The following is an 18,177-nucleotide window of genomic DNA, read 5'->3' on the forward strand; positions in this document are numbered from 1 at the left end:
AAGAGTGATGAATAGCAGAAGTGGCGCGTGCCACCAGCGCTCCCCGTCCCACGTACAACTCGGGTCAGCAGCGCACTGCATCTGCGGGCCAATATGGAAAAGGGCGTAGACCCCGGCGACAAGACCGAGGCCCCAGCATGCGGCGACGAAGAGGCGGCTGCGGACCATGCTTAGAAATGATGCGTGCTAGCTGGCTAACGCTTGAGTTCAGCTGCGAAGGCGCAGGGCTGGAGCTGTGCATGCGGCTGGGCCGCTGCGCGCCTTCGTCAGCTGCAACGATTCGTTATGCCGCCGGCGTGCGGACCGGTGCTCCGTCATGCCACGCGTCCTCGAGCGGGCCGGCGCGTACGTCGGACACGCCCGGCTGTGCAGCGAGCCAGTCGAGGAGCGCGTCCCGCTGGGCCGGCGAAACCGTCCCACGCTCCGCGAGAGACGAGACGTACACGTCCCAGCACGTCCCGGTCCCGCCGCCGATTGCGAGGCCGAGCGCCTCGATCTGCGCGATGGCGGCATCCCAGAAGTCAAGCTGCTCGTCGTCGGACCAGTCCGCGGGCGTGCAAAACCCCAGTTCGAACCCGAGCTCCTGAAATTCGCCGAGGCGATACTTCTTCCGCTGACGCTTGTTCACGCGAGGTATCCAGGCCGTAAGAGTTTGGTGGTCGGCATAACGCTGGAGTTCAGCTGCGAGGGCGCGAGCGTGAATTATGCGGCCGCGAGGAGCGCTGCGCGCCCTCGCCAGCTGCAACGATTCGTTAGCCGGCCCTCGAGGGTGCGTCGGGCTCGCGAAGCACAGCACCCCGGCGCACCTCCTCCAGCAATTGGCGTTGGGCGGTGGCGTTCGCGTCGAACGCCACCCTCTGCGCCTCGGTGGCGAGCAGCGCCCGGAGCTTGACGTTGCGCTCGACCATCGAGCGGAGATCGCGCTCCCAACCATCTTCTCCCGGGGCCGGCGGCTCGCTCCGCGCGAGCACATCGGCGCGGATGACTGCCTCCGCGCCCTCCCGCTCGGCGTCGCTCAACGCCACGCCGCGGAAGAGCGCAGCGAGCGCGAAGTCGACCTGCTGGTCCGGCGTCGCCCGAATCTCGAGTATCGGGGACATGGCGTTTCCTCCCAGAGTCTCTGTGAGCTTGCGCGTCCGGCTAACGCCGGAGTTAAGCTGCAAACGCGCGGGGTTGGGACTATGGATGCGGTTGGAGCGGTGCGCGCGTTTGTCAGCTTCAACGACTCGTTAGGCATCAGCGCGCCGGCGGGCGCCAGGCGTCTAGGTCCTGTCGGTGATGGAGGCACGCGAGCACAACGATCTCGGCGCTCGTGACCCGGTACACGACGCTGTACGGGAACCGTCGGAGGAGGGCGCGCCGATCGCCGCTGCTGTCCGCGATCGCCTGGTACATCTCTGGGCGCTCGACAATGTGGGTCATCGTCGCGTCGAGGTCCGCTAGGAACCGGCGCCCCAATCCCGCCACGCGGGCCTCATACCACCCACGGGCCTCCCGAATCTCGGCCCGGGCGCCCGGCCGGAAGACCAGGCGCCGGCGCGGGCTCACCCCTCCCGCCCGGCAGCGCGCTCGGCGGCCGCCCGCTCGTCGGCCTCCTGGTCGGCGAATAGCTCCGCGCGGACGACGTCCCACGGGACCGCGCTCCCCGGGTCGCGCTCCTGCTCGGCGCGCCGCTCGGCGACAAGCGCGAGCTGCGCCGGCGTGAGCGGGAGCAGGTCGGGACGGGCCGCGAGCGAGGCCCAGAGCTCCTCGATGAGCTCGAGCCGCTCAGCCACGGTCAGCTGGGCGATGTCGAAGGCGGGGCGGACCATGGCCGAAATCTGCTCCCCGGCGCTCCGGCAAGCAACTCGGCAGCGGGAGACGGCGCAGGCAGTGACGCGCGCGGAACGCCGATACCTGCGATGATGCCTAACGCTGGAGCTAAGCTGCGAAGGCGCGAGGCTGGAGCCATGCGCCGGGTCGGGACGATGCGCGCCTTCGTCAGCTTCAGCGATTCGTTAGACAACGGCCTCGGTGATGTCAGCGAGGCGGCGGTCCGGGAGTCCACTCACTGAGGTCTCGCGGCGCCTGCGCTCCTCGCAGCAGGTCCCAGTCCGACCACCCGGTGACCTGGTCGCCCATGTCGCTCGCGGCTGCCTCGGGTGAGTGGTACGAGCCAAGCGGCATCTCGTCCCCGACACCGAGCCACCACCGGCCATCGCTGTTCGGCTGCGGCCGAATCCAGAACACGCCAACGGGTGTGCGATAGTGCCAGATGGTCGTCATTCGAAGATGGGTGTCGTTGTCTAACGCTAGAGTTCAGCTGCGGAGCCGCAGGGTTGGAGCCGGGCTGCCGGGTCGGGATGTTGCGCGGCTCCGCCAGCTGCAACGATTCGTTAGGCGACGGCCAGCGTGTAGCCCGGATGCCACCCCTAAACCGACTCACACGGCCGCTCGCGGGCGGCGCGCGCCCATGCGACCCTCGATAGGCCAGACTCGCGGCGTAACCGCGCCTGGGCACGCCGGATCGCGGTCGAGGAGACATGCTCGCACAGCACCAACTCCCACGTGTCGCCGGTGACCCGATTGACCGCGTAGAACCCGCGGTTCACGCTCGTCCCGCCCGACGTCTCCGGCACGATGAGCTGGTAGGCCACGAACCACTCGGGGTAGCCGATCGACGGCGCCCCGGCCAGCGCCTGCGGCTCGCAGACCAGCCGCGGGAGGGAGACGGGGCGCCCGTTCACCGAACGGGCCAGCGTACATGCCTCCGCCTCGCTCAGCCGCCGATGGCTCACGGACTGCGCGGTGACAGTCGGCACGTACGTCCAACTTGTCGCCACAAGGATCAAGGAGAGGGCCAGGGAGATTTTCATTGCGTGACCGTGGACGCGTGTCGTCGCCTAACGCTGGAGTTCAGCTGCGGAGGCGCAGGGCTGGAGCTGTGAATCCGGAGGAGCGCTGCGCGCCTCCGTCAGCTGCAACGAATCGTTAGGCGGCTCGGGAGACCCGGGCGGGCGCCGCGCCGCCCTAGCGCACGTCGACCGTGTCTGAGACTACACGCGACGCAAACGTGTGCCGGAACGTGACGACCGCCCGTCCTCGCGCCACCGTGCGCAAACGGAAGCGCTGCGTCGGCCCGCCGGGCAGCGCGCCTACGTACGACATCTCGACGAACTCCAGACTGGGCGAGCTGATCTCGGGTGGGCTGGCGAATTCCCCGGGCCGAACGGTTCCCAGCGTGATCACGACCTCGGTCCCGACGCCGGCCGAGACGCGCCGATTCTCGCCCGACACCGAAACGGGGTCGTCACACCCTCCGACGATCCCCACAAACAGCAGCAGCGCAGCGGCGCCGGCGGGCTGAGGGACACGCGCAACCAGCCTGCCATGTGGGCTGACTCTGCACTTCGACATCGGGACAACCTCGAGGCACGAGCGGGACGGCATCCAAGCGGACCAATGGACGCTATGTCGGCCCAACCAGGCTTGCAAGCCGCCTAACGCTGGAGTTCAGCTGCGGAGGCGCAAACGTGATCTCTGCTGCCGCGACGAGCGCTGCGCGTCTCCGTCGGCTGCAACGATTCGTTCGGCGGCGCTACGGCGCGAAGAACTCGGTGAGGCGCTCCAACACGGCGAGCACCGTCGCGTCGGGCAGCGCGCCGAGCCGCTGCACCAGTCGCTCGCGATCCACGGTCCGGAGCTGATCTACGGCGACGGTGCCCGCCTTATTGCGGAACCGACACGGCACGCGCCACGGGTACGGTTGCCCCGCGGTGGTCATCGGCGCGACGATTACCGTCCGCAGGTGGTGGTTCAACTCGTCCGGCGACACCACGACGCACGGCCGCGTCTTCCGGATCTCGCTCCCGCGCGTCGGGTCGAGCTCGACGAGGTAGACGGCCCCGCGGTCGGCCGCGTGCCGCACCGCCTTTAGCGCCACTCCCACTCCTCGTCGTCGAACCGCGTCGGCGTCGGCGCGTCGAGCAGCGCATCGTCGCCGCGCGCCGCCATCCGCCGCGCCGCCTCCGCCCAGCCGTCGCGCGGCCGCTTCACCGCCTCGATGACGATGCGGCCGGGCTCCGCATGAAGCTCGACGTGCTCAGCGAGCCCCGCCTGGTCCAGGAGGGGCTTCGGGATGCGGATGCCACGCGAGTTACCGACGCGGACGATGCGGGCCTTCATGGCAGCCTGCCGGCGAGAGGGGTGTGCATACATTGTAAGCACTCTCGCCGGTGCCCACCAGGGCGTGAGTCCGCCGAACGCTGGAATTAAGCTGCGAACGCGCGAGCGTGATCTATGCTGCCGCGAGGAGAGCTGCGCGCGTTCGTCAGCTTCAATGACTCGTTAGGCGGCGGTGTCCGGGCGTCGGCGTCACATCTCTGGTGCGGGGCGGAGCGTGTTCGCCGAGAGCGCCGCGATCCGCCACGCCCCGCCGGGCCCTACCGGGCGCCACACTGCCACGTAGCGGCCCCCACATCAGTAGCAGGCTGCGTGCCTGCCGCCGGCGCGCTCAAGTGCCAGCGCCCGGTCACGTAGGCCAAGTCGCCCGACCGCGCGACGACGACCGAGTCGGTCGTGAGCGGGTGCAGCGCGCCGGGCCGGGCGAACAGCGTCACCCACACTGCGGTGTTCGCGGCCCGCCCGACCGTCGGCTGCGGCCGCGGATACATCACGAAGGCGTCCTCGGCGAAGTACGCACCCATCGCCTCGCCGTCGCGCTCCGCGGCGGCGCGTACCCACTCCGCCGCCGCGGCCCGCACCGCGCGCTCGGTGGAGGTCGGCGGCGCGGTGGAGACGCGTGCGCCGCGGGCGCAGCCACCCCCGCACAGGGTCACGGCCGCAATCGTTACGATCGAGCGGCCGAGTCGCTCTAGCATGCGTCCTCCCTTGATGGAGTCCGGTGCCGCTTAACGCTGGAGTTCAGCTGCGGAGCCGCAGGGTTGGAGCTCTGGAGCTCGAGGAGCGCCGCGCGGCTCCGTCAGCTGCAACGATTCGTTAGGCCACCGGCGCGCGACTCGCCGGCCACGTGCCCGCTGTCGCCCGCTTGCTCGGGTGGCTAAGTTACCGGCGCTATGCGACTTCGCGACAGACTACCCGAACTCCGCGACGAGATTCGCCGCGCCGCCGCGGAGAGCGGCGCGCGCGACGTCCGCGTGTTCGGCTCTGTAGCGCGCGGGGAGGAGCGAGACGATAGCGACGTGGACTTCCTCGTCGCCTTGGAGCCCGGTCGCTCCCTCCTCGACCTGGCCCGCCTAGAACTCCGGCTCGAGCGGCTCTTCGGCCGCCGGGTCGACGTCGTGACGGAAGCGGGGCTCCGGGAGCCCATCCGCGCAGCCGCGCTGCGCGACGCCATCGGTGTCTGAGCGCGGGCCCGCAGCTGCGCGGAACCGTCTCCGCCACATGGCGGACGCCGCGGACGCGATCGCCGGCTATGTGGCGCGCGGGCGAGAGGCGTTTGACGCCGATCCGGCTGTCCGCGACGCGATCCTCTACCAGATCATCGTGCTCGGGGAGGCCGTCAAGGCGGCCCTCGCGGCGGACCCCGACCTTGAAGCCGCCCACCCCAGTGTGGACTGGTCGCCCGTGGCCCGCATGCGCGACCGGGTGGCGCACCACTACTGGGCGACCCCCCGACCGCGAGGTCGTCTGGGCCACGGCGCGCGACGCCGTGCCAGCCCTGCGGCGGGCGGTGGCAGCGGCGCTCGCCGCCGCGGAATGACTCGGCGTTCCACGAACTTCGTGGTGGCCTAACGCTGGAGCTAAGCTGCGAAGGCGCGAGGCTGGAGCCATGCGCCGGGTCGGGACGATGCGCGCCTTCGTCAGCTTCAGCGATTCGTTAGACAACGGCCTCGGTGATGTCAGCGAGGCGGCGGTCCGGGAGTCCACTCACTGAGGTCTCGCGGCGCCTGCGCTCCTCGCAGCAGGTCCCAGTCCGACCACCCGGTGACCTGGTCGCCCATGTCGCTCGCGGCTGCCTCGGGTGAGTGGTACGAGCCAAGCGGCATCTCGTCCCCGACACCGAGCCACCACCGGCCATCGCTGTTCGGCTGCGGCCGAATCCAGAACACGCCAACGGGTGTGCGATAGTGCCAGATGGTCGTCATTCGAAGATGGGTGTCGTTGTCTAACGCTCGAGTTCAGCTGCGTGGGCATCTCAACCAATGCGAGCGAAGCGAGCTTCCGAAGCGCCCACGTCAGCTGCAACGATTCGTTGGGCAGCGGCGGGACGACTAGAGGTGCCGGCCCCGACCAATTACCTCGTCACGGCGATCCTGGTACACGGCCCGGTAGCGGCCTTCCTCGACCTGCTCGAAGAACACCGGGTTTCCGGGACGATAGCTCGTCGCTTGGGGGCATGCGGACTGGATCGCCTGACGGATGGTGCCTTGAAACGATTCCTGGCTCTCGTAGCGGGCGAGGAGATCCGGGTATAGCACGGCAAACTGCTTGTATATGTCCTGCAGGTTGGCGACTCCGCCGAGGCTGTCTAGGGCGCCGAACACGAGCGCAGGATTCATCGCGGTCATAGAACCTCACTTGTCTGCCCAACGCTAGAGTTCAGCTGCGTGGCCGACGCCCGCCGGCGTGATGGAGATTGCTCACCTCGATGCAGACGGCCGGGGCTGAACCATTATGCGTGACGGGCCACGTCAGCTGCAACGATTCGTTGGGCGGCGGCTCATTGCACCGCGTTGATGAGTTCAGGCAGCATCGCCGCGGCGACGCGCGCAGCGGCGCCCCCCACGCCGAGCAGCACCGCGAGCGTCACGACGCCGACGCGCCACCGGGCGTGCGTCGCCCAGCGGCGCGCGCCGGCCCGGGCCGCCCAGCCGGCGGCCAGCGGCGGCGCGCTGAGCGCCGCCAGGTACCCCGCGCCCGTCTGCCACCACGGTATCACGCCGCCGTACACGGCGGCGTGCGCTGCGGCGACCAGCCCGGCGCCGACACCCACCGTGAGCACGCCGTGCGCCACCCACACGCGCCGCGGTGCGCGCCGGTACGCCAGTGGGATCGCGGCGAGCCCCAGCAACAGGGCTCCCGCGGCGAGGCTCCACGCGAGCCAGACCAGAGTCTCCATGACAGATAGACGCGCGACGGCACCTCGGCGCCACGGCTGCCGCACCGGCGCGTGTGAGCCGCCCAACGCCAGAGTTAAGCTGCGTGGCCGACGCCGGCCGGCTTGATAGAGGTTGCTCCGCGCGATGGTACTGGTGGGCGCTCCAACATCATGCGTGACGGGCCACGTCAGCTTCAACGACTCGTTAGGTGTCCGCTCGAGCGTGGTCGGCGAACGCGCGCTCAGCCAAAGCGAGCGCGTCACGATAAAGTGCGCGGTGCGATGGCGCACGCTCGAGGCCCTCGGCAGCGAACACCGCGGCCGTGAAGCTCTCGGCGTCCGGCGGCGGGTCGTTCAGCAGCTTCCGCCGCGCCTCGGGCGGGAGACACAAGCCGAGCCGCTCACAGAGCGCCGCGAGAAGGAAGCCAGTTGCTCGAAGACTCAGCATTACGTCGATGCTCGTGGGACACCTAACGCTGGAGTTCAGCTGCGGAGGCGCGGGGCTGGAGCTGTGAATGCGCGCGGAGTGACGCGCGCCTCCGCCAGCTGCAACGATTCGTTAGACACCGGGCGGCGCAGAGGTTGGTGCCGCCGCTCGGGCGACCAGCTCCGTCACCAGCGTGTGCAGCACCCCGGCGCTGATGACGGCCGGCGCGATGAACAAGACGACCTGCGCCCATGGTGCCGCCGGCGCCGGCGAGGTGACCGCCAGCGCCCCGAGGGCGACGCCGGCGAGAGCCAGCCACTGGAAGCTTCCCCGCCGGACGGGAGGGAGCGCCAGCCACGCCAGCGCGAGCGGCAAGGCGAACAGCGCAAGCGCTCCGAGGGCGACGAGCGTCGGAAGCGCCAAAGCGAGTGCCTCCCCGAGGCCAGCGGCGAGCGTCAGCACGATACCACCGCCTGTGCCGGGGGGAACCGGCGATGCCGGGGTTGGACCCTGCACGGCACCCTGCCAGAAAGCCTCGACGCCGAACCACGCGAGCGGCACGAGCGCCGCCGTCAACGCCGCCCAGATGCCGGCGAGCACTACTACCGCCGAAGTGGAGGCCCGCTCGCGCGAAGAGCCGAGGGAAGGAAGCATGGCGACGATACTCGTCGGTGTCTAACGCCAGAGTTCAGCTGCGTGGGCGCACGGCTGGAGCTATCCCGTTCGCGGATCAAGGCGCGCCCACGTCAGCTGCAACGATTCGTTAGACGTCACGGGTCGCGATATCGGCGTGCGTGAAGGCGGCAGGCGTGGGCAGCAGGTTCGCCACCGCTCGCGCATCCTTCAGCCCGAAGAATCCCACGTCACGGTAGACCGTCCGGCCCTTGCTGCCCTTTGATACTACGCGCTCGAAGATCAGCTCCCCCCGCCCGAGCCAATCCTCGCGCCGGATCACGTCCGTGAGCCGCTCGCCGGAGAACCCCTGCACCGTCGTCCGACCGAGGGGCCGCTCGACGAGCAGCGCCCGGCGGTCCGTGACCGCGTACACGGTATGGCGCGCGACCCACCACGCCCACAGCGGGGAGAGCACCATCGCCGCGCCGAAGAACACGAACATGCCGCCCCACAGGTAGCCGAACCAGCCGAAGCTATCCGTGCCGTGCTTCTGAGCGTTGAAGCCGCGGGTCGCGCCCCACGTCCAGAAGAGCGCGAAGCCAAGGAACGGGATGCCGAACAGGAACGTGCCCGCTGACGCGAGCGCTCGGCTGCTCGGTGCGGGCTGGCCGTACCACACGACCCGCTCGCCGCGAGCGAGCTCGTACTGGAGCACCTGCTGAAGCGCCAGGGGAATGGACTCGGCCATGCAAGAATGCCTGGGTGACGTCTAACGCTAGAGTTCAGCTGCGGAGCCGCAGGGCTGGAGCTATGCCGCCGCGAGGGAAACTGCGCGGCTCCGTCAGCTGCAACGATTCGTTAGGCGGCGGGCGGGTCCGCCTCTAGCCGGGACTCCCACGGGAACCGAACGAAGGCCCCATACGCCGCCCCGTAGCCTACCAGGGCGCCGAGTAGCCCCGTCACCGTCGGCCCCCACGCCCGATCCAGTCCCGCCTTGAGCGCGCCGCCGAGCCCACCCACGAGCCAAAGCGCTCCGGCCGCGCCCAGGAGGAATCGGAGCAGGGAGAAGATCACTGTGTTGAGCTTCTTCATGGTCGATGTTGAGAGTTGGAGCCGCCTAACGCCAGAGTTCAGCTGCGGAGCCGCGAGGCTGGAGCTATGCTGCCGGCGTGGAGAGCATGCGCGGCTCCGTCAGCTGCAACGATTCGTTAGCCAGCCGTTCGACGGACGTAGGCTGCCGGATCGGGGAAGCGCAACAGCGTCCAGCGGAGCCGCTCGCCGAACGTACCCCAGTCATCAACCACGCCGCCGTCGGCCACCGCGCCTAAGACACGACCGATCCCCCACTCCTCCTCCACTTCGTCGTACCCAAGCACCACGGGTCCGTCGCGCGCCACGACCCACACCGGCGCGCCAACCTGTCGGCCATCGAACTCCCAGCGGTGCTCCATCCGCACCGGCGGCACCTGGCATCGCCGGTACGTGGGCAGTACCTCGGCGTCGAGGCTTGCGACCTCGTCGGCCAAGAGCGCCTGGAACTCCGCAGACGTCAAATCCGGGACTTGGTCGGAGAGCGCGGGCTCGCTTGGGGACACTTTCCGCTCCTACGAAATGTGTGGCTGGCTAACGCCAGAGTTAAGCTGCGAAGGCGCGAGCGTGAATTCCGCCGCCGCGAGGGGCGCTGCGCGCCTTCGTCAGCTTCAACGATTCGTTAGACGTCGGCTCGCAGGGCGCTAGCGTATCGGCTCGCCGGTCCGCGCGCGCCGCTCGACGGCACGGACGAGGTGCCGCTCACCCGACGCCGCGGCGGCCGCGAGGACGGACGCCGGGCACTCCGGCAGCTCCACGATGCGGTGCCGCATCGCGGCGCCCATCCCGTGCGCGTCGGGGTCACGCGCCCCGAGTTCGTAGAGCGCCGCGGCCAGCTCGGCGCTGAGCGGCCGCCGCTCGGCGAGGAACTCAACGAAGGCCTGCCACCGGTAGTGCTCCGGGCTCCGGTCCTCACCCGACGCCCACTCGGCCCGCAGGGCCGCCAGGCGCTCGGGCGTGACCAGACCGAGCGCGAACCAGGCGTCGCCGAACTGGAACGGCGTCTCCTCAGGTGTCATCGGATGCTCGTCGACGTCTAACGCTGGAGCTCAGCTGCGAAGCCGCAGGGTTGGAGCTATGCCGCCGGCGCGGAACGTGGCGCGGCTTCGTCAGCTGCAGCGATTCGTTATGTGGCTGGCTCGGAGACTTCAGCAGGGGGATCGTCGAGCGTGAGCTCCGACAGCGCGTTTAGCGCGGCGATCCATGCCTGCCGCTCAGCTGGGCCGTCGGGCGAGCCCAGGTCCAGCGAGACCTGCTCCGCCCCGTCGCCTTGCCGCACGAACTCGACGGCCCGCACGACAGCGGTGAACCCGCCCGCCGCCCGCGCAACCATCCCCGGCCGCACCTCGCCGTCGAGCACCTTCCCGCCGACCGCGACACGCCGGCCAGAGAAGAGCGCCCAGACATCGTCAACTCGGAATCGTGCCATTCGATGGTGTGTGTAGCCACATAACGCCCGAGCTAAGCTGCGGGCCGACTTCATAATTGCGCGCGAAGCGCGCTTCCGCAGCCGACCCGTCAGCTTCAGCGATTCGTTAGGTAGCCGCTCAAAGCGGTCGGTTCGGTCGCTCAAGTCGCCAGTTCGCGACGTGCACGGACTGCAGTCGCGCTAGGTGCTCGTCGAGCTCGGCCGGCCGGAGCACGCTCCAGACCAACCCGCACTCCGAGCAGCCGCGCGCACCTCCTGCGAGGTCGACACCGACCCGCAGACTCGGCAGCCGGGCGGCATTCGCCCGAAAGCGGACGCCGTCGCTCTCGCCCGTGAACTCGCCGTGCACGAGACGACGCGACTCGCAGCGGGGGCAGGCGCTCAGCGCCTCGCGATGGACAGTTCCCATTTCTGTGTGTGCGCGATGAGCCGTGTGGCTACCTAACGCCAGAGTTAAGCTGCGGAGCGGCAGGGTTGGAGCCAGGCTGCCTGGTTGGAGCGGTGCGCCGCTTCGTCAGCTTCAACGATTCGTTAGACAGCTGCGCGCGCCTGTTTGCCTCTGGGACGGGCACGATGGACAAGCGATGCCGCGGCCGGGGCGCAGAGCGCCAGCGTCGCACCCAGCGCGAGAAGGGAAAGGATCAGCACCATCCCGAGGAAGGGGGCGGCGCGGAATAGCGCGCCCCAATCAGGCCACAGGAGTCGCCACGTCGGATACGGGATCAGCCAGTAGAACTTGCCAAGTCGGTGGAGCTGCAGCCAGAGCAGGCCGACGTCCAGGGCTACCGTCACGACCCAGAGGGCGGCGAGTTGCTTCCACAGCGGCGCGGGCTGGAATGACATGATCTGTGAATAGCTGTCTAACGCCAGAGTTAAGCTGCGAAGGCGCAGACGTGATCGGTGCTGCCGGGAGGAGGCATGCGCGCCTTCGTCAGCTTCAACGCTTCGTTAGCTCGCAGGGACGTACGGAGGCCGCCGACTCACGTACACCGCGAGTTCGTCGCGGGCGACCGCCTCCGCTGCCTCAGTGTCCGAGATCCACGGGCGCTCGCCTGCGCGGACCGAGTGGAAGTGGATGATCGGATCGTCGAGCTTCGTCACATACACCCGGAACACGCGGTTGGGAAAGTCCTGGCCGAGCTTCGCCAGCCACATCTGCCCGATCCGCTTCGCCAGCTCCCAGGCAGCCGCGAACTCCGGGTGGGCCGCGTCCGGCCGGTCACTGTCCCACTCTGGGTCGTGGATCAGCGGTATCGCGTGGCGGAACTCGTCGAAGAGGTGCGTGTGGCCGAAGAACCGCTCGAACGCGGCGAGGTTCTCGAACTTCTCGGGCGGCGACGTGACCCGCGTGCCCGCCAGTAGCACCGCACCGTCGCGCTCCTCGAACGCGGGCCAGAACACGTCGGCGAGGCGGCGAGCGGTCGAGATCCGGATCACTGGGTTGGCGACGGAGTGTGTTGCGAGCTAACGCTGGAGTTCAGCTGCGAGGGCGCGAGCGTGAATTATGCGGCCGCGAGGAGCGCTGCGCGCCCTCGCCAGCTGCAACGATTCGTTAGCCGGCCCTCGAGGGTGCGTCGGGCTCCCGAAGCACAGCACCCCGGCGCACCTCCTCCAGCAATTGGCGTTGGGCGGTGGCGTTCGCGTCGAACGCCACCCTCTGCGCCTCGGTGGCGAGCAGCGCCCGGAGCTTGACGTTGCGCTCGACCATCGAACGGAGATCGCGCTCCCAACCATCTTCTCCCGGGGCCGGCGGCTCGCTCCGCGCGAGCACATCGGCGCGGATGACTGCCTCCGCGCCCTCCCGCTCGGCGTCGCTCAACGCCACGCCGCGGAAGAGCGCAGCGAGCGCGAAGTCGACCTGCTGGTCCGGCGTCGCCCGAATCTCGAGTATCGGGGACATGGCGTTTCCTCCCAGAGTCTCTGTGAGCTTGCGCGTCCGGCTAACGCGGATTAGACAGGTCTGCGTCCGCCCCGCACCCGCCCCCTCTCGCGCAATGCCTGCCGACTGACAGAATGACATGGCGGTACCAGAACCGCCAGCGACGCAATCGGTTGGACGATCCGCCGCGGGCCACGCTCCACGACAACGCTGCGAGGAAACGCTGCGGAGCAACACCACGGTCCCGTCGCCGGCCGGCCGCCCACGGGACCCACGGGGCCGAGACGCGTGCGGGACCGCGGTGAACACGGGTGGACCCTCACGATCGATCGATCGCTCAGTGCATGTCCAGCGGACTGCGCACGCCCGACGCGCTCCGGTTCAGCACGTGCGTGTAGATCATCGTCGTACTCACGTCGCGGTGGCCGAGCAGCTCCTGGATCGTGCGGATGTCGTACCCACCCTCCAGGAGATGCGTCGCGAACGAGTGCCGGAAGGTGTGGCAGGTCGCACGCTTCGTGAGTCCCGCCTGCAGCACCGCGACGCGGACCGCGCGCTGGACCGCGGACTCGTGGAGATGGTGGCGACGTCGAACGCCGGATGCCGCGTCGAGGTACGTGCGGGTCGCGGGAAAGATCCACTGCCAGGGCCACGCCGTCCCCAGCAATGGTGACTTCCGCAGCAGAGCGTTCGGCAGCACGACATACCCGCCACCAGCCGATCGGTCCGCGTCGTGCTGCGACCGAACGGCGTCGAGATGGTCGACCAGCGGTGCACACGCCGCGTCGGGCAGCATCGTGACGCGATCCTTGTCCCCCTTGCCGGCGCGCACGACGATCGAGCGCGACGCGACGTCGACGTCCTTGACCCGCAGGGTGAGCGCCTCGAGCAGTCGCAGCCCACTGCCGTAGAGGAGCATCGCCACGAGGCGCGAGGCGCCGTGCATGCACGAGAGGACGCGGTCGACCTCCTCGCGCGTGAGGACGACGGGGAGCCGCTTGGGACGCTTCGCGGGCGCGAGGCCCGGTACGACACCGAGCGGGTCGCCGAGGACGTCGCGATAGAGGAATTGCAGCGCCGCGAGCGCCTGGTTCTGCGTGGACGCAGTGACCTGCGCGTCGGTCGCGAGCGACGTCAGGAAGCGGCCGACGTCGTGTGACGTGAGCTCGCTGGGATGGCGCAGCCCCGACCAGCGGACGTAGCGGCGCACCCACGCCACGTACGCGTCCTCGGTGCGCCGGCTGTAGTGCCGCACGCGCAGCGACGATCGGACGTTGTCGAGGAGGCGGGATCGCATGGGACCGGGCGCGCGCCGGCGCGCTCACCACGTCACCGCCACCTCCCATCCGTCCAGCTCACCACCGTACTCCGCGGCGACCTCGCCGAGCTCCGTGCACGCGGCGTGGATCGCGCGCTCCGACGGGATCGCGTGCGTCGTCACGAGACAGAGCCACGAGGTCCCCATCGCCGCGCGCTCGATGCGCACCGCGAGCTTCGGCGCGTCGATCCGCAGCGCCGCCACCTGCGCGCTCGCGCTCTCCGCTGCACGCAGCGTGGGGAAGTGCAGGTAGTAGCTCACCTCCGTCGGCTGCGCGGCATCGACGCCGACCTCGCGCAGGGCGCGGAACACGTCGCGCTTGGGTCGCGCCGATCGCATCGCGCGCCGGCGCACGAGCAGCAGGACGAGCAGCAGATCGAGGGCGAGAAAGGCGCCGAGGATCGCGAGCACGGAGCGAGACATGGGACGCGGGGCACGGGGCGGCGAGAGGGTCCGGCACCCGCATGATGCCGCGCGGCCCTCGACCCACCGCACCGCGGCGACGCGCGGCGGTCTCGCACGACGCACGACGGCCCGCCGCGATGAGAGGGCGGGCCGTCGAGGTGCCTAACGAACCGGCGATCGGGCCGTCACGGCTCCGGTAGGCGCTTCCCCCACGTCGGCGGCGGCGGCTCCTTCGAGGCGCGCGCCACCGGGTGCTCGGCCAGCTGCTTCAGCGCCTCCTGCACGGCGCGCTCGAGCTGCGGGTCGTGCCCCGCGATGACCTCCTTCGGCCAGTTCTCGACGTCGACGTCGGGCGTCACGCCCTCGTTCTCCACCGCCCACTTCCCGTCGCGCGAGAAGAAGCCGAAGCGCGGGGCGATCATCGAGCCGCCGTCGACGAACGGCGGCGTGTCGGTCGTCGCGACGAGGCCGCCCCACGTGCGCTTGCCCACCAGCGTGCCGAGCTTCCGGCTCTTGAACATGTACGGCATCAGGTCGCCGCCGGAGCCGGCCATCTCGTTGACGACCATCACCTTCGGGCCCCAGATCCCCTCCGCGGGACTGGTGTACGGGTACCGGTCGCCGACGGGATTGTTGAAGTACCCGTCGAACGTGCGGCCTAACAGATCCACGATGTAGTCGGCCGCCGAGCCGCCGCCGTTGTACCGCTCGTCGATGATGGCGCCCTGCCGGTCCTGCTGCGCGAAGTAGTAGCGGTTGAAGCTCGTGTACCCGGGCTGCCCGGTGTTCGGCAGGTACACGTAGGCGAGCTTGCCCCCGGACAGCGAGTCGACGAGCCGGCGGTTCCCCTCCACCCACGCGCGCGTGCGCAGCCCCTGCTCGTTCGCGATCGGGAGCACGGTCACCTGCCGCGCGCCGACGAGCGTCGGCTGCGCGTTCACGGTGAGCACGGTCTGACGGTTCGCGGTGCCGTCGAGCAGGCGGTAGATGTTGTCGGGCGCGCGCAGCTCCACGCCGTTGATCGCGAGCACGTAGTCGCCGCGCTTCACGTTCACGCCGGGCATCGCCAGCGGCGCGCGCAGCTCGGGGTTCCACGACTCGGCGTCGTAGATCTTCGCGATGCGGTAGCGGCCGTTCTCCACGGTGAAGTCGGCGCCCAGCAGCCCGACGGCGGGCGGCGCGCCGGGACCGGTCTGCGGCGGGCCACCCATGTCGCCGCCGCGCACGTACGAGTGCCCGATCGCGATCTCGGCCCCCATCATGTCCATGAGGTAGTTGAGATCCGCGCGATTCACGACGTACGGCAGGAACGGCGCGTACATCTGCTTGTCCTTCGCCCAGTCCGTGCCGTGCATGTTCGGCACGTACAGGTTGTTGCGCTCGTTGCGCCACCCCTCGTCGAAGATCTGCTTGAACTCCGCCCTCGGGTCGACGTACGCGCGCAGCGACGCGGTGAGGCGGCCGGTGTTCGCCGCCGGCGGCGCCTTGTCGGCGTCGACGAGATAGAGACCGCCCTGCCCGCCCGGCGCGCGGTACAGCAGCTTCTTGCCGTCCGCGCTCACGACGTACTGCGCGACGCCCTGCACGAACGGCTGCGCGCGTCGCGTCGAGAGCTGGAAGCGGTGCACGGTGCCTAACGACCCGCCGCCGCCCTGGCCGCCGCCGGGCCGCTCGCTGGTCCCCGTCTCCGGCAGCGGCTCCAGGAAGAACACCGTCCCCGGCGCGCCGGCGTGGAGCTGCTCGTAGTCGCGCGCGGCGACGTTGTCCACGGCGACGATGCGCTGCTGGATGCCGTCGAAGTCGATGCGCACGGGGAGCGTGGAGCGTGGAGCGGAGAGCGTGGAGCGTGCGGTATCGGACCGCTCCGCGCTCCCCGCTCCACGCTCCGCGCTCGGCGTGCGCCGCGTCGAATCGGTGTTAGGCGCTTCTCGGCCGGGCTCACGAGGAGCTCTGCCCGCACGCGCCGCCTCCTCGTCGCTCTCCGGCAGCAGCGGCGACGAGTCGGCCTTCGACAGCACCATCAGGTAGAGCGACTTCGTCTCCGGTCGGTCGTACGCCGACATGTCGAGCAGGCCGGAATGCAGCGCGAGGTTCGTCGACGCGAGGAACCACAGGTACTTGCCGCCCGCGTCCCACGCCGGCGACGTGGCGTCGGCGAGGCCGTCGGTGATCTGCCGCTTCTCGCCCGTGTCGACGTCGTACAGATAGAGCGCGCGGTAGAGCGACTTCAGGTGCTTCGGGTACGCGATCCACTTCGAGTCGGGGCTCCACACCGGCACGAGCGTGCGCGCGGCGTGGAAGTACGGATCGTTGTCGGCGATCTTCGCGGCGCCCGTCGCCACGTCGACGACCCACAGCCGCAGATGCGTGTCCTGGAACGCGATCTTGCGTCCGTCGGGCGACCACGCCGGCGCGTACGGTCGGCTCGGCTCCGGCAGCACGATCTCGCGCGGCGGCGTGAGCCCGTCCTGCGCCTCGATGTAGAGACGATACTCGCCGCTCCTGTCGCTGAAGTACGACACGAACCGACCGTCGGGCGACCACTGCGGCAGGATCTCCGCCGACGCGCTCGCGTTCGTCAGGTTGCGCGGGTCGCCCTTCTCCGCCGGAATGGTGAAGATCTCGCCGCGTGCCTCGACCGCGGCGCGGCGCCCCGTCGGCGAGAGCGCGAGCGACGTGATGCGCGGCGTGACGTCCTTCCACTGCGGCATCATCCACGGGAAGTCGCCGGTGGCCGAGATGGGGACGACGTGCTCGCGGCCCGTCTTCGGATCGAGCTCGTGGATCTGGCCCGCCTGCTCGAACACCACCGCCGCGTTAGGCGCCCCGCCGGCGTCGAGCGCCTTCACGTCGAAGTCGCGGAAGTGCGTGAGTTCCGCGAGTGTCTTCGCGCGCGTGTCGTACGACCACACGTTCGCCACGCCGTCGCGGTCGGAGATGAAGTACACGACGTCGCCGATCCACGCGGGGTCCATCTCCTTCGAGTCCACCCACGGCGTCGTGGTGACGTCGTGCGTGGCGAGGTCCATGATCCAGATCGGCCGGTTCTGTCCACCGCGATAGTTGCGGCGCTCCTCGTCCCACGAGTTGTTCATGCGATACGCGACGCGCTTGCCGTCGGGGGCGATCTTCCCCTGGTAGGCGCGTGGCATCGCCATCGGCTCCTCGACGCCGCCCGCCGCGGGCACGGTCCAGAAGCGCGGCGCGGCGGTCGGCGCGGCGGTCGCGCGCGGCGACGCGAACACGATGCTCCGCCCGTCCGGCGTCCATCCCTGCACCATGTCGGCCGACGGGTGCCACGTCAGCCGCTTCGGCTCCCCGCCGGCGGCGGGCACGACGTAGACGTCGGTGTTGCCGCCGTAGTCGCCGCTGAACGCGACCCAGCGGCCGTCGGGGGAGAGCTTGGGGCTCGACTCGCCGCCGCCGCTCGTCAGCCGTCGCGCGGCACCGCCGGCACGGTCGACGATCCACACGTCGCCGCCATAGGCGAACGCGATCTGCGTCGCGCTCACCGACGGGGTCCGGAGCATCTTGGTCTGCGCGCCGGCGTTAGGCGCGGCGGCGAGGAGCGCGGCGCTCGACGCGAGCGCGGCGGCACGGGAGGCTGTGAGGCGCATCATGGGGCCGTGTGGGCTCGGGGCGCGCCGGACGTCGGCGCGCGCGTGGAGTCTACGCGGGGGGCGGCGGGGGCGCTGACGAGGAGCGGCGAGACGGCGGGACGCTGAAGCGCGGGACGATCGACGGCGGGACGCCTTACGGCGGGACGGCTTACGGCGGGACGGCTTACGGCGGGACGGCTTACGGCGGGACGGCTTACGGCGGGACGATCAACCCCGGGACCGGGCGCCGGATCGTAGTTACCCGGGAGGGCTCCCCCCCCTTCGCCCATAGTTCCACGACCGCCGCCGCGCCGCCGTACCAATCCGACGCCGACCGGCTCCCTCCGAACGCGCCGCGATCCCGCCGTTCGACGTCC

The 18,177-nt window shown here is 70.0% G+C and carries 25 protein-coding genes; 2 read left to right on the plus strand and 23 right to left on the minus strand.

The features are described 5' to 3' along the window. Positions 1 to 283 precede the first annotated feature (283 nt). The 9 genes from J421_RS33160 to J421_RS26855 form a co-directional block, all read right to left on the minus strand. Positions 284 to 628 (minus strand): YggL family protein, encoded by a 345-nt coding sequence (locus tag J421_RS33160; protein ID WP_025414200.1) that lies wholly within the window; start codon positions 626 to 628, stop codon positions 284 to 286. Positions 629 to 752: 124 nt separating this feature from the next. Then, positions 753 to 1,100: a hypothetical protein gene (locus J421_RS33165; protein ID WP_025414201.1), complete on the minus strand. Its 348-nt coding sequence runs from the start codon at positions 1,098 to 1,100 to the stop codon at positions 753 to 755. A gap of 136 nt (positions 1,101 to 1,236) precedes the next feature. Then, entirely contained in the window at positions 1,237 to 1,632 is a 396-nt protein-coding gene (locus tag J421_RS26820; RefSeq protein WP_312845245.1) for a type II toxin-antitoxin system RelE/ParE family toxin, read from the minus strand. Further along, positions 1,545 to 1,811, minus strand: coding sequence for an addiction module protein (locus tag J421_RS26825; RefSeq protein WP_025414203.1), 267 nt, complete (start codon positions 1,809 to 1,811; stop codon positions 1,545 to 1,547). Before J421_RS26825 ends, J421_RS26820 begins: the two co-directional genes overlap by 88 nt. A gap of 600 nt (positions 1,812 to 2,411) precedes the next feature. Then, positions 2,412 to 2,855, minus strand: a complete 444-nt coding sequence (locus tag J421_RS26835) for a hypothetical protein (protein WP_025414204.1) — start codon at positions 2,853 to 2,855, stop codon at positions 2,412 to 2,414. 154 nt (positions 2,856 to 3,009) lie between these two features. Beyond that, the gene (locus tag J421_RS26840) at positions 3,010 to 3,396 is read right to left on the minus strand and encodes a hypothetical protein (RefSeq protein ID WP_148306567.1); all 387 of its coding nucleotides are present in this window, start codon (positions 3,394 to 3,396) and stop codon (positions 3,010 to 3,012) included. A 181-nt stretch (positions 3,397 to 3,577) separates the two neighbouring features. Next, on the minus strand, positions 3,578 to 3,922 hold the full coding sequence (locus tag J421_RS26845; RefSeq protein WP_236646345.1) for a type II toxin-antitoxin system PemK/MazF family toxin: 345 nt from the start codon (positions 3,920 to 3,922) through the stop codon (positions 3,578 to 3,580). Continuing rightward, positions 3,913 to 4,164 carry an AbrB/MazE/SpoVT family DNA-binding domain-containing protein gene (locus J421_RS26850; protein WP_025414207.1) on the minus strand — a complete coding sequence of 84 codons (252 nt, stop codon included), beginning with the start codon at positions 4,162 to 4,164 and terminating at the stop codon, positions 3,913 to 3,915. Before J421_RS26850 ends, J421_RS26845 begins: the two co-directional genes overlap by 10 nt. Before the next feature lie 257 nt (positions 4,165 to 4,421). Further along, positions 4,422 to 4,817: a YybH family protein gene (locus tag J421_RS26855; RefSeq protein ID WP_158508917.1), complete on the minus strand. Its 396-nt coding sequence runs from the start codon at positions 4,815 to 4,817 to the stop codon at positions 4,422 to 4,424. Between the two features lie 237 nt (positions 4,818 to 5,054). Between J421_RS26855 and J421_RS26860 the strand changes: the two genes are divergently transcribed. Together J421_RS26860 and J421_RS26865 are read left to right on the plus strand one after the other, a co-directional pair. Beyond that, complete coding sequence (locus J421_RS26860) at positions 5,055 to 5,345, plus strand: nucleotidyltransferase family protein (protein ID WP_025414196.1); 291 nt, start codon at positions 5,055 to 5,057, stop codon at positions 5,343 to 5,345. Positions 5,346 to 5,382: 37 nt separating this feature from the next. Then, positions 5,383 to 5,733 (plus strand): HepT-like ribonuclease domain-containing protein, encoded by a 351-nt coding sequence (locus tag J421_RS26865; protein WP_025414209.1) that lies wholly within the window; start codon positions 5,383 to 5,385, stop codon positions 5,731 to 5,733. 479 nt (positions 5,734 to 6,212) lie between these two features. Here J421_RS26865 and J421_RS26875 read toward each other — a convergent pair whose 3' ends face one another. The 14 genes from J421_RS26875 to J421_RS26945 all read right to left on the minus strand — a co-directional run bounded on the left by J421_RS26875 (position 6,213) and on the right by J421_RS26945 (position 17,818). Further along, the gene (locus tag J421_RS26875) at positions 6,213 to 6,509 is read right to left on the minus strand and encodes a hypothetical protein (RefSeq protein WP_025414210.1); all 297 of its coding nucleotides are present in this window, start codon (positions 6,507 to 6,509) and stop codon (positions 6,213 to 6,215) included. 152 nt (positions 6,510 to 6,661) lie between these two features. Beyond that, positions 6,662 to 7,060, minus strand: coding sequence for a hypothetical protein (locus tag J421_RS26880; protein WP_025414211.1), 399 nt, complete (start codon positions 7,058 to 7,060; stop codon positions 6,662 to 6,664). 538 nt (positions 7,061 to 7,598) lie between these two features. Continuing rightward, a complete protein-coding gene (locus tag J421_RS26890) occupies positions 7,599 to 8,120 on the minus strand; it encodes a hypothetical protein (protein ID WP_025414213.1) in 522 nt (173 codons plus the stop codon). A 109-nt stretch (positions 8,121 to 8,229) separates the two neighbouring features. Then, positions 8,230 to 8,829: a PH domain-containing protein gene (locus J421_RS26895; protein WP_025414214.1), complete on the minus strand. Its 600-nt coding sequence runs from the start codon at positions 8,827 to 8,829 to the stop codon at positions 8,230 to 8,232. Between the two features lie 110 nt (positions 8,830 to 8,939). Then, the gene (locus J421_RS26900; RefSeq protein WP_025414215.1) at positions 8,940 to 9,173 is read right to left on the minus strand and encodes a hypothetical protein; all 234 of its coding nucleotides are present in this window, start codon (positions 9,171 to 9,173) and stop codon (positions 8,940 to 8,942) included. 116 nt (positions 9,174 to 9,289) lie between these two features. Beyond that, positions 9,290 to 9,676, minus strand: a complete 387-nt coding sequence (locus J421_RS26905; RefSeq protein WP_025414216.1) for a hypothetical protein — start codon at positions 9,674 to 9,676, stop codon at positions 9,290 to 9,292. Positions 9,677 to 9,814: 138 nt separating this feature from the next. Next, positions 9,815 to 10,189, minus strand: a complete 375-nt coding sequence (locus J421_RS26910) for a hypothetical protein (protein WP_025414217.1) — start codon at positions 10,187 to 10,189, stop codon at positions 9,815 to 9,817. A 107-nt stretch (positions 10,190 to 10,296) separates the two neighbouring features. Next, positions 10,297 to 10,599 (minus strand): hypothetical protein, encoded by a 303-nt coding sequence (locus J421_RS26915; RefSeq protein WP_025414218.1) that lies wholly within the window; start codon positions 10,597 to 10,599, stop codon positions 10,297 to 10,299. A 531-nt stretch (positions 10,600 to 11,130) separates the two neighbouring features. Continuing rightward, complete coding sequence (locus J421_RS26920) at positions 11,131 to 11,442, minus strand: hypothetical protein (protein WP_025414219.1); 312 nt, start codon at positions 11,440 to 11,442, stop codon at positions 11,131 to 11,133. Positions 11,443 to 11,547: 105 nt separating this feature from the next. Further along, complete coding sequence (locus tag J421_RS26925) at positions 11,548 to 12,000, minus strand: hypothetical protein (RefSeq protein ID WP_148306568.1); 453 nt, start codon at positions 11,998 to 12,000, stop codon at positions 11,548 to 11,550. A 151-nt stretch (positions 12,001 to 12,151) separates the two neighbouring features. Further along, a complete protein-coding gene (locus J421_RS26930; protein ID WP_025414201.1) occupies positions 12,152 to 12,499 on the minus strand; it encodes a hypothetical protein in 348 nt (115 codons plus the stop codon). 316 nt (positions 12,500 to 12,815) lie between these two features. Further along, entirely contained in the window at positions 12,816 to 13,775 is a 960-nt protein-coding gene (locus J421_RS26935) for an integron integrase (RefSeq protein ID WP_025414221.1), read from the minus strand. Positions 13,776 to 13,799: 24 nt separating this feature from the next. Beyond that, complete coding sequence (locus J421_RS26940) at positions 13,800 to 14,219, minus strand: ribonuclease E inhibitor RraB (protein ID WP_025414222.1); 420 nt, start codon at positions 14,217 to 14,219, stop codon at positions 13,800 to 13,802. A gap of 167 nt (positions 14,220 to 14,386) precedes the next feature. After that, the gene (locus J421_RS26945) at positions 14,387 to 17,818 is read right to left on the minus strand and encodes a S41 family peptidase (protein ID WP_236646346.1); all 3,432 of its coding nucleotides are present in this window, start codon (positions 17,816 to 17,818) and stop codon (positions 14,387 to 14,389) included. Positions 17,819 to 18,177 lie beyond the last annotated feature (359 nt).

Source organism: Gemmatirosa kalamazoonensis (genome assembly GCF_000522985.1).
In the GTDB taxonomy this organism is placed as follows: Bacteria; Gemmatimonadota; Gemmatimonadetes; order Gemmatimonadales; family Gemmatimonadaceae; genus Gemmatirosa; species Gemmatirosa kalamazoonensis.